At 74.5% G+C, this 12,856-nt stretch carries 9 protein-coding genes and 1 tRNA gene; 6 read left to right on the top strand and 4 right to left on the bottom strand.

Going from position 1 to position 12,856, the window contains the following annotated elements:
- Positions 1–325 precede the first annotated feature (325 nt).
- Positions 326–1,996 carry an arginine--tRNA ligase gene (gene argS / locus BEP24_RS14310; RefSeq protein ID WP_065964540.1) on the bottom strand — a complete coding sequence of 557 codons (1,671 nt, stop codon included), beginning with the start codon at positions 1,994–1,996 and terminating at the stop codon, positions 326–328.
- Between the two features lie 72 nt (positions 1,997–2,068).
- Between argS and BEP24_RS14315 the strand changes: the two genes are divergently transcribed.
- The 4 genes from BEP24_RS14315 to BEP24_RS14330 all read left to right on the top strand — a co-directional run bounded on the left by BEP24_RS14315 (position 2,069) and on the right by BEP24_RS14330 (position 8,579).
- Positions 2,069–2,647: a hypothetical protein gene (locus BEP24_RS14315; protein WP_065964546.1), complete on the top strand. Its 579-nt coding sequence runs from the start codon at positions 2,069–2,071 to the stop codon at positions 2,645–2,647.
- A gap of 206 nt (positions 2,648–2,853) precedes the next feature.
- Positions 2,854–2,925 (top strand) — tRNA-Arg (locus BEP24_RS14320).
- A 318-nt stretch (positions 2,926–3,243) separates the two neighbouring features.
- Positions 3,244–7,266 carry a Pls/PosA family non-ribosomal peptide synthetase gene (locus tag BEP24_RS14325; protein ID WP_083230390.1) on the top strand — a complete coding sequence of 1,341 codons (4,023 nt, stop codon included), beginning with the start codon at positions 3,244–3,246 and terminating at the stop codon, positions 7,264–7,266.
- Complete coding sequence (locus BEP24_RS14330) at positions 7,263–8,579, top strand: M1 family metallopeptidase (protein WP_065964556.1); 1,317 nt, start codon at positions 7,263–7,265, stop codon at positions 8,577–8,579. The genes BEP24_RS14325 and BEP24_RS14330 overlap by 4 nt, the downstream gene beginning before the upstream one ends.
- Positions 8,580–8,719: 140 nt before the next feature.
- Here BEP24_RS14330 and BEP24_RS14335 read toward each other — a convergent pair whose 3' ends face one another.
- On the bottom strand, positions 8,720–9,022 hold the full coding sequence (locus BEP24_RS14335; RefSeq protein WP_065964547.1) for a helix-turn-helix transcriptional regulator: 303 nt from the start codon (positions 9,020–9,022) through the stop codon (positions 8,720–8,722).
- Positions 9,023–9,067: 45 nt separating this feature from the next.
- Between BEP24_RS14335 and map the strand changes: the two genes are divergently transcribed.
- The gene (gene map / locus BEP24_RS14340) at positions 9,068–9,838 is read left to right on the top strand and encodes a type I methionyl aminopeptidase (protein WP_065964548.1); all 771 of its coding nucleotides are present in this window, start codon (positions 9,068–9,070) and stop codon (positions 9,836–9,838) included.
- Here the strand turns inward: map and BEP24_RS14345 are convergent.
- On the bottom strand, positions 9,819–10,439 hold the full coding sequence (locus BEP24_RS14345; protein ID WP_141693476.1) for a 4'-phosphopantetheinyl transferase superfamily protein: 621 nt from the start codon (positions 10,437–10,439) through the stop codon (positions 9,819–9,821). The genes map and BEP24_RS14345 overlap by 20 nt on opposite strands.
- A 77-nt stretch (positions 10,440–10,516) precedes the next feature.
- Positions 10,517–10,720, bottom strand: a complete 204-nt coding sequence (locus tag BEP24_RS14350; RefSeq protein ID WP_065964551.1) for a hypothetical protein — start codon at positions 10,718–10,720, stop codon at positions 10,517–10,519.
- A 308-nt stretch (positions 10,721–11,028) separates the two neighbouring features.
- Here BEP24_RS14350 and BEP24_RS14355 point away from each other — a divergent pair.
- Positions 11,029–12,856: TPM domain-containing protein (locus BEP24_RS14355; protein ID WP_171898832.1), on the top strand; the 1,828-nt coding region annotated here is incomplete at its 3' end.

The following is a 12,856-nucleotide window of genomic DNA, read 5'->3' on the forward strand; positions in this document are numbered from 1 at the left end:
GGGCGCCGGGCGCGCGCCGGGCCCTTCGTGGCGCGACGTGCTCCCGAACAAGCGGAAGCCCGTCGCGCCACGGCGATCCGTGGTGCGACGTGCTTCCGGTTGTGCGGAGCGTCCGCGGCCGACGCCGCCCACTGGGCGCCGCGTTCGCGGGGCGCGGCGCGGCGGGGCGCGCTGTGCGCTTCGTGGCGCGACGTGCTCCCGAACAAGCGGAAGCACGTCGCGCCACGGCGATCCGTGGTGCGACGTGCTTCCGGTTGTGCGGAGCGTCCGCGGCCGGCGCCGCGCGCGCGAAGCGCGCCGCGCCGCCAGCGCCGCGCCGCCAGCGCTACATGCGCTCGGGAGCACTCACCCCGAGCAGGCCGAGCCCGTTGCGGACGACCTGGCCGGTCGCGTCGTTCAGCCACAGGCGGGTGCGGTGCAGGTCGGTCACGGTCTCGTCGCCGAGCGGCGTCACGCGGCAGGCGTCGTACCAGCGGTGGTACAGCCCCGCGAGCTGCTCGGTGTAGCGCGCGATGCGGTGCGGCTCGCGGAGTTCGGCGGCCTGTCGGACCACGCGCGGGAACTCGGCGAGGGCCCCGAGCAGGGCGCTCTCGGTCTCGTGCGTCAGGAGCGAGGCGTCGAACGCCGACCGGTCGACCCCGGAGGCGGCGGCGTTGCGGGCGACCGACTGCGTGCGGGCGTGGGCGTACTGCACGTAGAAGACCGGGTTGTCGTTGGTCCGCTTCGTGAGCAGGTCGAGGTCGATGTCGATCGCGGTGTCGCTGGCGAACCGGACGAGTGCGTACCGGCCGGCGTCGACACCGACGGCCTCGACGAGGTCCTCCATCGACACGATCGTGCCGTTGCGCTTCGACATCCGGAACGGCTGGCCGTCCTTGAGCAGGTTCACCATCTGCCCGATGAGGATCTCGAGGTTCGTGCCCGGCTCGTCGCCGAACGCCGCGCACATCGCCATCATGCGACCGACGTAGCCGTGGTGGTCGGCGCCGAGCATGATGAGGTTCCGCTCGAACCCGCGCTCGCGCTTGTCCAGGTAGTAGGCCAGGTCGCCCGCGATGTACGCCGGCTGCCCGTCGGACTTGACGACCACACGGTCGCGGTCGTCGCCGAAGTCGGTGGTGCGGAGCCAGAGCGCGCCGTCCGCCTCGTACATCTTGCCGAGGGACTGCAGCCGCTCGATCGCACGCTCGACGGCCTTCGACTCGTGCAGGGCGTTCTCGTGGAAGTACACGTCGAAGTCGACGCCGAAGTCGTGCAGCGAACGCTTGATGTCGGCGAACATGAACTCGACGCCCTCGCGGCGGAAGAGCTCCTGCGCCTCGTCGCGCGGCAGGTCCCGCACGTCGGTGCCGGCCGGCAGCGTCGCGATGACGCGAGCAGCGATCTCACCGATGTACGCGCCGCCGTAGCCGTCCTCGGGCGTCGGCTCGCCGAGCGCGGAGGCCACGAGGGACCGGGCGAAGCGGTCGATCTGCGCACCGTGGTCGTTGAAGTAGTACTCGCGGGTGACGAGGCCGCCCTGCGCCGTGAACACGCGCGCCAGGCTGTCGCCGACGGCGGCCCACCGCACGCCGCCCATGTGGATCGGCCCGGTCGGGTTCGCCGACACGAACTCGAGGTCGATGCGCACGCCCTCGTACAGGTCGCCGTTGCCGAAGGCCGAGCCGGAGTCGACGATCGTCCGCGCGATCTCACCCGCGGCGGCGGCCTCGAGCGTGATGTTGATGAAGCCCGGGCCGGCGACGTCGACCGAGGCCACGCCGTCGAGCTCGGTCAGCTCGCCGGCGATCTCGGTCGCGAGCTCGCGCGGGTTCGTGCCGATGCGCTTCGCGAGCTGCATCGCGGCGTTCGAGGCCCAGTCGCCGTGCGCACGGTTCCGCGGACGCTCGAGGGTCACGTGGGAGTCGTCGATCGTCACGGTGTCGGACGCGCCTCGTCGCTCGACGATCCCGGTCAGGATCGACAGGTACGCGGCGGAGAGTTCGGCAGGAGTCACGAGGGTCGAGTCTACCGGGACACCCAGCCGCCTCCGGGCCGATGCCGGAGGGCCGTGCAGCATCATGGCCGGATGACCTCCCGCAGCCGCGCCCGGGCGATCACCGTCGCCGTGCTCACCGTGTCCGCGTCCACGCTCCTGGCGGCCTGCTCCGGCGGGTCCGGCGGCGGCGCGCCGAGTGCGAGCGCGTCCGGACAGCCCATCGGCACGACCGTCACGCAGACCTGCGCCGAGCTGCTGCCGGACGACGCCCTGCAGGTCTACGGGAAGACCTTCCGGCGGGACACCGACTGGACCCCGGCGAAGGGCTCCCCCGCCGCGACCATCGAACGGCAGCGCGGTCGCGTCTGCCACCTCGTCGCGACCGACGACCCGTCGACGACGATCACGGTGGCCGTCGCGCACCTGCCTGAGAAGTCGCTCACGACCCTGAAGGACGCCCTGTACGAGCGCGGCGGCTCGGTCCCGACCTACGGGGTCGAGGGCTACTACTCGCTCACGAAGGGCGTCGGCCGCGCCGACGCGTTCCCGGACCCCTACTGGATCACCACCGAGTCACCCCTGTTCACCGAGCCCGGCGGTGCGCAGCCCGTGGTCGACGCCGTGCACGCCGCGGTGCAGCCCGGCGGGTCGGCGACGCCCGCCGGCTGACGGCGCGGCCCCCAGGGCCGTGCCGGTGCACCCGACGCGAGCCGACGAGCCGTCACCGCCCGGCGCCCTCCGGTGACCAGGAGCCGGACGGGAGGCGCGGGTCGGGCCCGCACCGTGCCTCCCGTCCGGTGCGTCCCACCGGGACGACGCGACACGCGCTGTCCGGTGGGTGGTCGCGGACCTGCTACGGTTGGTGACACCCACGAGCCCCCATAGCTCAGGGGATAGAGCACTGCCCTCCGGAGGCAGGGGCGGAGGTTCGAATCCTCCTGGGGGCACAGGAAACTCCCTCGCAAGCAGACGTTCTCGCTTCGCTCGATCGGCTGCGCTCGATGTCGCCTGCGGCGACCGTCACCCGTGGCCGGGTCCGCAGGGCCCGTCGCCAGCGCTCGATCGGCTGCGCTCGATGTCGCCTGCGGCGACCGTCCCCCGTGGCCGGGTCCGCAGGGCCCGTCGCCAGCGCTCGATCGGCTGCGCTCGATGTCGCCTGCGGCGACCGTCCCCCGTGGCCGGGTCCGCAGGGCCCGTCGCCTGCGGTGCGGGCCGGCACGCGGAGTTCGCGTGCACGACACCCGGCGTCACTATGATCCGCGCCGATGAGCACCGGCACCGCCCCCACGTCCCCGCAGGCCGAACTGGCCCGCGGCGACCACGCACCCGCCCCGCGCACCCTGCTCGACGTCCTCGAGGCGACGGCGGCCGCGCACCCCGACGCCCTCGCGCTCGAGGACCCGGTCGGCGCCGTCGACCACGCCACGATGCTGCGGCTCGTGCGCGAACAGGCCGACGACCTGGCGCGGCGCGGCGTCCGGCGCGGCGACCGCGTCGGGGTCCGCATCCCGTCCGGCGGACGCGACCTGTACCTCTCGGTGCTCGCCGTGCTCGCCGCCGGTGCCGCGTACGTCCCCGTGGACGCCGACGACCCCGAGGAGCGCGCCGCCCTGGTGTTCGGCGAGGCCGGGGTCGTCGGTGTGCTCGGTGCCGGTGGGGTCCTCCGGGTCTCCGGGGCGCCCGACGCGGCCGAGTCCCCCGTGGTCGACCCGGACGCCCGAGCGGCACGCCCGACCGTCGACGACGACGCCTGGGTCATCTTCACCTCGGGGTCGACCGGGGTCCCGAAGGGCGTCGCCGTCACGCACCGGTCGGCCGCGGCCTTCGTCGACGCCGAGGCGCGGATGTTCCTGCAGGACGCGCCGATCGGTCCCGGCGACCGCGTGCTCGCGGGACTGAGCGTGGCGTTCGACGCCTCGTGCGAGGAGATGTGGCTCGCGTGGGGACACGGCGCCTGCCTCGTGCCGGCGCCGCGGTCGCTCGTGCGCAGCGGTGTCGACCTCGGCCCGTGGCTCATCGCCCACGGCATCACGGTCGTGTCGACGGTGCCGACCCTGGCGGCGCTCTGGCCCGACGACGCCCTCGAGCAGGTGCGCCTGGTCGTCTTCGGCGGCGAGGCCTGCCCGCCCGAGCTCGCGGCGAGGATCGCGTCACACGACCGGGAGCTCTGGAACACCTACGGGCCGACCGAGGCGACCGTCGTCGCGTGCGGTGCCCGGATGGACGGCAGCCAACCTGTGCGGATCGGCCTGCCGCTCGACGGGTGGGACCTCGCCGTGGTCGACGAGACCGGCCACCGGGTCGCCCCGGGCGGCGTCGGCGAGCTGGTCATCGGCGGCGTCGGGCTCGGCCGCTACCTCGACCCGGCGAAGGACGCCGAGAAGTACGCACCCTTCCCCGAGCTCGGCTGGGACCGGGCCTACCGCAGCGGCGACCTCGTCCGGTACGAGCCCGAGGGCCTGGTCTTCCAGGGCCGCGCCGACGACCAGGTGAAGCTCGGCGGCCGCCGCATCGAGCTCGGCGAGGTCGACGCCGCGCTGCAGGCCCTCGACGGCGTCGCCGGTGGTGCCGCCGTCGTGCAGCGCACACCCGCCGGCAACCAGGTGCTCGTCGGCTACGTCGCACCGGCAGCGGGGACGACGCTCGACACCGCGGCCGCGAACGCCCGGCTGCGCGAGGAGCTGCCCGCCGCCCTCGTCCCGCTCCTGGCCGTGGTCGACGCGCTGCCGACCCGGACCTCGGGCAAGGTCGACCGGGCCGCACTACCGTGGCCGCTGCCGGGCGCGGGCGACACCGCGCTGCTGCCGGACACCGTCGCCTGGATCGCCGAGCGCTGGTCGGCGATCCTCGGCGTACCGGTCACGGGCGTCGACGACGACTTCTTCGCCGCGGGTGGCGGTTCGCTCACCGCCGCCCAGCTCGTCTCCGCGATCCGGGAGCGCTTCCCGACGACCACGGTCGCCGACGTCTACGACCACCCCCGCATCGGTGCCCTCGCCGATGCACTCGACGACAGCGGCCCCGTCACCGCCGCACGACGCCCGGTCGCGCCGGTGCCACCCGCGACCGGGCTCCTGCTCACCCTGCTCGGCCTGCCGGTGCAGGTGCTCCGGGGGCTCCGCGTCACGACGTGGACGGCACTCGCCTCGACCGTCCTGCACGCCACGACGCTCCCCGCCCTGCCCGCGCTCCCCTGGTGGGCGCTCGTCGTCGCGGTCGCCGTGTTCGTGACACCGGTCGGCAAGATGGCACTGACGGTCGTGCTCGTCCGCGCGGTGCTGCTCGGGGTCCGACCGGGCGACCACCCGCGGGGCGGCTCGGTGCACGTGCGGGTCTGGCTCGCGGAGCGCATCGCCCAGGCGGTCGACGGCCCCTCCACAGCGGGTGCGCCCTGGATCAGTTACTACGCGCGAGCACTCGGCGCCCGCATCGGCCGCGACGTCGACCTGCACACCCTGCCGCCCGTGACCGGCATGCTCACGGTCGGGAAACGGGCGTCCGTCGAACCCGAGGTCGACCTCGCCGGACACTGGGTCGACGGGGACGTCTTCCGGCTCGGCGCGGTGCGGATCGACGCGGACGCCGTCGTGCACAGCCGCTCCACCCTGCTGCCGGGCGCGCACGTCGGCGCGGGTGCCGAGGTCGAGGCCGGCTCCGCCGTCACGGGTCGCGTGCCCGACGGGGAGCGGTGGGCCGGGTCGCCGGCGGAGCGCGTCGGCTCGGCTCGGCACGGCCGGGAGGCGCGCCCCGACACCCGACGCCGGTGGCTGCTCGCGTACGGGGCCGGTTCGGTCGTCGTGGCCGGCCTGCCCGTCGTCGGCGTCGCGGCGGGGGTGGCGGTCGTGGCCGCGCTCGTCGGGCCCGCCCCCTCGGTGGGCGCGGCCGTGCTGCACGGCCTGGCCGTCGTCCCGCTCGGCACCCTCGTGGCCGGCGCCGTGTACGCCGTCCTGGTGGTCGCCGCGGTGCGGCTCCTCGCCCTGCGCCTGCACGAGGGCCGCCACCCGGTGCGGTCCCGGCAGGGGTGGCAGGCATGGTGCACCGAGCGGGTCCTCGACGCCGCCCGGACGCTGCTGTTCCCGCTGTACGCGAGCCTGGTCACACCGTCGTGGCTCCGGCTGCTCGGTGCCCGGGTCGGTCGCGACACCGAGATCTCGACCGTGCTGCTCATCCCGTCGCTCACGCAGATCGCGTCGGGGGCGTTCCTCGCCGACGACACGATGGTCGCGACCTACGAGCTCGGCGGTGGACGGATCCGGATCGGGCGGTCGAAGGTCGGCCGACGCGCGTTCCTCGGCAACTCCGGCATGACCGGCGCCGGGCGTTCGGTCCCCCGCGAGGCCCTCGTCGCGGTGCTCTCCGCGGTGCCGAGGAAGGCCAAGCGCGGATCCTCCTGGCTCGGGTCGCCCCCGGTCCGGCTCCGGCGGGCCGCCACCCGCTTCGACGAGGAGCGCACCTTCCGTCCGCCGCGGCGGCTCAAGGTCGCCCGCGGGGCGTGGGAACTGCTCCGGCTCGTCGCGCCGGTGGTCTCCGGCGCGATCGCCCTCGGTGTCGCCGGAGCACTGATCGCCACGTGGTCGGCGGTCGGCCTCGGGTGGACGGTGCTCGCCGCCGGCCCCGTGCTCGTCGCAGCCGGGGCCGTCGCCGCCGTGGTGTCGACCGGCGCGAAGTGGCTGTTCGTCGGGCGGATCACCGCGCAGGAACACCCGCTGTGGTCGTCGTTCGTGTGGCGGAACGAGGTGCAGGACACCTTCGTCGAGACCGTCGCCCGCCCCTGGTTCGCCGAGCAGGCCACCGGCACGCCGGCCCTCGCGGCATGGCTGCGCAGCCTCGGGGCGCGCATCGGCCGCGGCACCTGGATCGAGACGTACTGGCTGCCCGAGGCCGACCTCGTCTCGATCGGCCACGGGGCGTCGGTCGCGCGCGGCACCGTCGTGCAGACCCACCTGTTCCACGACCGGGTGATGCAGCTCGACACGGTGACGCTCCACGACGGCGCGACCCTCGGGCCGCACAGCGTCGTCCTGCCCGCGGCCGGCATCGGTGCGGGCGCGACGGTCGGACCGGCCTCGCTCGTGATGCGCGGCGAGCAGGTACCGGCCGGGACGTGGTGGTCCGGCAACCCGATCGCCCCGTGGACGTCCGCGCCGCCCGTCCCCGCGCCGCACGCGGAGTCGGCGGAGTCGGCGGAGTCGGCGGGACCGGCGTCCCCCGGCGGGGCCACCGCGGACGCCCCGGCCGGGTCCGGTGCCGGGACGGTCGACGCCGTGGCAGACTCGACCGCACCGTGAAGCCGAACCCCGACGTCGACCCCTACACCCCGCACAGCGGCGACCGTCGGTGGAGCGCCCGGCACCACGACCTGCGCCTGGACTACCGCGTCGCCACGAACCGCCTGGACGCCACGGCGACGATCACCGCGCACGCGCTCGAGCCACTCGACCGGGTCGTCCTCGACCTGCACGGGCTGCGGGTCGACCGGGTCGACGTCGACGGGGTCCGGGCGGCGAAGGTGTCCTCGTCGGCGCACAAGACCACCGTCACGCCGGCCGCGCCGCTGCCCGCCGGAGCCGACTTCACCCTGCACGTGCGCTACCACGGAGCCCCCCGACCGCTCCGGAGTCCGTGGGGGCAGATCGGGTGGGAGGAGCTGTCCGACGGCGTCATCGTCGCGGCGCAGCCGACCGGGGCGCCGTCGTGGTTCCCCTGCAACGACCGGCCCGACGACAAGGCGACCTACCGGTTCACGATCACGGCCGAGGCCGGCTACCACGTCCTCGCGAACGGCACCCTGCTCGGCCGCGAGCGTGCCCGTGCCGGCACGACGTGGACCTACGCCGTCACCGAACCGATGGCGACCTACCTGGCGACCGTGCAGATCGGGCGCTACCGCAGCACCACCGTGCGGGGCAGCGGGCACGAGGTCACGGTCCACCACCCCGCCGACCTGGCCGCCGCGGTGCGCACCGACTTCGGACGCGTCCCCGACATGGTGGCCCTGTTCGAGGAGTGGTTCGGTCCGTACCCGTTCGCGTCCTACGGGGTCGTCGTGACGGACGACGACCTCGAGATCCCACTCGAGGCACACGGCCTCGCGACGTTCGGCCGCAACCACGTCGACGGCGAGCACGGCACCGACCGGCTGATCGCGCACGAACTCGCACACCAGTGGTTCGGCAACGCGGTGACGCTCGGCCGCTGGCAGGACATCTGGCTGCACGAGGGGTTCGCCTGCCACGCCGAGTGGCTCTGGTCGGAGCACCGTGGCGGCGAGAGCGCCGACGTGCTCGCCGCGCGCAACCGCCAGGCGCTGCTGACGGCACCCCAGGACCTCGTCGTGGCGGACCCCGGCGCGCGGGACATGTTCGACGACCGGGTCTACAAGCGTGGCGCCCTCGCCCTGCACGCGCTGCGCCGGACCGTCGGTGACGCCGCGTTCGCCGCCGGTCTCCGGACGATCACGGCCCGGCACCGGTTCGGGAACGTCGACCCGGCATCGGTGTACGCGGCCTTCGCCGAGGCCGCCGGCCTGGACGTCGCGCAGGTCCGCGCCGTCACGGGTCCCTGGGTGGACGGAACGGGCGTCCCGGCACTGCCGGCCTGACCCCCGTCGGCCGGGCCGGAGCGTGCACGTCGGGGACGCGGCTGCTCGTTCGTCCGGGCCGGGGCGCACGGGCCGGGGCGCCGTCCGCGGTCGCGCGGCCCGACGTCGCGGCTGCCCGGGCACGGAGCGAGGGGGCGGTGTCAGTGCGCGGGACCCGCCGGGCCCCGGCCGTCACGGGTCGGAGCCGCGGTGCCGACGCGCGTCGGGTGCAGCTCGGCCCACAGCGCGTCGAGCGACACCCCGACCACGCCGGCAACCGCGGCGATCGTCGCGAAGGACGGCGTGGCGATCCGGCCGGTCTCGATCTTCCGCAGGGTCTCCGGCGAGATGCCGGCCTCGAGGGCGACGTCGAGCATCGACCGGTCGGCGCGGGCGTGCCGGAGCAGGGCGCCGAGCCGACGACCGCGTTCGAGCTCGTCGGGACTGAGAGGGAGGCGGACCATGATCCGATACTAATGCCGGGATGATCATACCGGTACGATCAGCGGATGATCGAGATCCTCTCCCCCGCCGAGGTCGACCGCGCCCGGCGCACCGGTGCCCTGGTCGGCGACATCCTGCAGACGCTCCGTGAGCACACCCGGGTCGGCACGAACCTGCTCGAGATCGACGCGTGGACCCGCAGGCTGATCGAGGAAGCGGGGGCCGTGTCGTGCTACGTCGACTACGCACCGTCGTTCGGCCGCGGGCCGTTCGGGCACCACGTCTGCACGGCCGTCAACGACGCGGTGCTGCACGGGCTCCCCCACGACCGTGCACTGGTGGACGGCGACCTGCTCACCCTCGACCTCGCCGTGACGCTCCACGGGATCGCCGCCGACGCCGCGGTGAGCTTCGTGGTCGGCACCCCCGACCCAGCCGACACAGCGATGATCGATGCGACCGAACGAGCCCTCGCAGCAGGGATCGCCGCCGCGAGACCCGGAGCACGCACCGGCGACCTGTCGCACGCGATCGGTACCGTCCTGGCCGACGCGGGATACCCCGTGAACACCGAGTTCGGTGGGCACGGCATCGGCACGACGATGCACCAGGACCCGCACGTGTCGAACACCGGACGACCGGGCCGCGGCCTCGTGCTCCGACCGGGACTCCTGCTCGCCCTCGAACCCTGGGTGATGGCGGACACCGACCGGCTCGTGACGGACCCGGACGGCTGGACGCTCCGCAGTGCGACGGGGGCCAGGACGGCGCACACCGAGCACACCATCGCCGTCACCGAGGACGGCGCCGAGGTCCTCACCCGCCCGAGGAGCTGACCGACGGGTCGACCTCGAGCACGACCGGGAGCCCGCCCGCGGCGACCGCGAGGACGAGGTCCGCGTCGAGGTGCGCGACCTCGACCCGCTGCGTCGTGCCCTCGAACGTGGCGGTCTGTTCGTCGAGGTCGACCAGGACGGCCGAGGGATCGACGCGCAGGCCGCGGCCGTCGCGCTTCAGGACCGCCTCCGTGACCGTCCACGCAGCGGTCCGGTCGCGGTCGTCGGACGACTGTCCCACGACGGACACGTCGAGGGGTGCGGCGGCGACACGGGACACCCGCTCGACGTCGACGCCGATCTCCGTGCCCGCCGGGGCGCCGACGGCGACCGCGAGGACGACGACGCCGGACGTCGAGGCCGTGCTGACGGGGAAGGGGCGGCCGCTCGCGGCCGCCCACGGGCGACCGTGGTCCGTCGAAGCGCAGTGCAGACAGACGCGCCCCGCGCGCACCGCTGGCAGGTCGACACCCGCAGCCGACGCGACGGCGGCGACCAGCGCCTCCCGGGCGCCGACGGCGTCACTGACGACGGACACCTGCACCCGCGCGTCGGGCAGGGTGTCCGCCGGAGCCCGACCGTGCACGTCGTCGGACTGCACCAGTCCGCGCGACCGCACGGTGTCGGAGCCGCCCGGAGCCGTGTGGTCCGGGCGCGACCGCGCGGGATGCAACCGGATCAGGCGTGCGTGAGCGCGATGAGCGCCACGTTCATGGTGCTGTAGGCACCCTCGGACCTGGTGGCCTGACGGACCCGACCGCGCAGGACCTCGTACCGGCCGTCCTGTTCCCGGACGAACCCGATCACGCCGCTCGCCGGGGTCGAGACCCGGTGGTAGCCGTCCTCCAGCGGGACGACCTCTGTGCTGGCTGTGCGCTCCATCGCTGCTCCCCTTTCCGTTCGTCGTCGAACAGTGGCCGCCAGCATACCCCGGTACGGGGGACAAACTCTCCAGATGGAGCCGGACCTCCGCGCTTCGTCCACACTCCGACCGCTGTGTGCGTCGCCTGGATAGCATCGGGGCGACAGCGGCTCCAGGGTGCTGCTCCCGGGGGTCCCGGGCAGCACACCCGGCGACGAACGGAGGACGGATGCGAGCGGTGGACGGCCGATCGGCACGACCCGGTACGAGCGGTGACAGGGGGACACGACCTGCCCGCCGCGCACCCTCCCGGGGTGTCGGTCGAGTGGTGTCCCGGATCGCCGCCGTCCTGCTCGCCGTCGGGCTGGTGACGGCTCCCGCTGCTGCCGCCCACGCGACCGACCCGGTCGACCTGCGCGGCGCCTACGTGCTCGACGACGCGGGCGTCCTGTCGAGCTCGCAGCGGGCGCGCGTCGAGCGGTCGGTCCAGGACCTGTACGACAGCACGAAGACGCAGCTCTACGTCGTGTTCGTGCCGACCTTCACGAACCCGAGCGACCACACCGCCTGGGGCGACGCCGTGATGCAGCGGAACCAGATCGACTCCGACAGCATCGTCCTGTCCGTCGCGGTCGACGACCGGATCGCCGACGTCCAGCAGACGAACGAGACCGCGCTGTCCCGCAGCGACGTGCAGTCCGCCTACGAACAGGACGCCGTGCCGGCGCTGCGCAACGGGGACTGGGCGGGCGCGGCGACGGCGTTCGCGACCGGCCTGGCCGACACCCAGGCGCCGCCGGACCTCACGGCCCTGTGGGTGCTCCTGCTCGCCGTGGTCGTCGTCGCCGTGGTGGTCGTGCTCGTCCTCCGGGCCCGGAACAAGCGCCGGACGGCTGCGGCCACCCGTGCGCAGCAGGAGTCCCTCGCGGGGCTCGAACGGTCCGCCGGCGCAGCCCTGGTCACCATCGACGACGAACTCGAGACCGCCGAACAAGAGGTCGGGTTCGCCACGGCCCAGTTCGGCGCCGACGCCGCGAAGCCCTTCGCCGACGCCGTCGCCGCGGCGAAGCGCTCCGTCCGTCAGGCCTTCAGCTACCAGCAGCAGCTCGACGACGAGGTCCCCGACTCCCCCCAGCAGCGCGCGGAGTGGGCGAACCAGATCATCGCCATCTGCCAGCAGGCCCACGCCGCGATCGAGCAGCAGACCGAGGCCTTCGACCAGCTCCGTGCCCTCGAGTCCGGCGTCGAGGACGCCGCCGCAGCGCTCGCGACCGCGGTGGCGGCGGCCCCGACCGCCCTCACCGAGGCGCACGCCGCACTCGAACGGGTGCGTGCCGCGTACACCGGCCGGACGCTCGCCACGGTGTCGGACAACGTCGACCAGGCCCGGAAGGTGCTCGACTACGCGACGGAGCGGTCCGGTGCAGCCACCGCGGCGATCGCCGCCGGGGACAAGGGCGAGGCGGTCATCGCGGTCCGCGACGGCCAACACGCCCTGGCGCAGGTCCAGCAGCTCACCAGCAGCGCGACGACCGCCGAGCGCACCTTCGCCGACGCGTCAGCACGGGTCGACGCGATGCGGGCGGACATCGAGGGGGACGTCGCCGCGGCGCGCGCGATGCGGTCGGACGACCCCGGCCTCGCCGCCGCGGTCTCCCGGGCCGAGTCCGTGCTCCGCCAGGGTCTCGACCCGCGGGACCCGGTCGCAGCGGTGGACGTCCTGACGAAGGCGAACACGGAGATCGACGCCGCCCTCGCGACGGCCCGTGGCGTCCAGGAACAGCAGGAGCGGGCACGGCGGGCGCTCGACGACGCCCTGCGGGACGCCAGGAGCCGGATCAGCCAGGCGCGCGACTTCATCAGGATGCGGCGCGGCGGCGTCGGCACGACCGCCCGGACCCGCCTGTCCGAAGCCGAGCGGGCGCTCGACGACGCGGTCGAGCTCGCCACGACCGACCCCGCTCGCGCCGTGCAGGCCGCACGGGCCGCGGAGCAGTACGCGGCGGCGGCGATGGACGCGGCGAACGACGACATGGGCGGGTGGCCCGGGCAGGGCGGCGGGAACGGCGCGCAGCTCGGCGGACTCGTCACGGGCATCGTGCTCGGCGGACTCCTCGGCGGACGCGGGGGCAGCTACGGGGGCGGGTCGTTCGGTG

This window comes from Curtobacterium sp. UCD-KPL2560, assembly GCF_001705035.1.
Lineage (GTDB): Bacteria > Actinomycetota > Actinomycetes > Actinomycetales > Microbacteriaceae > Curtobacterium.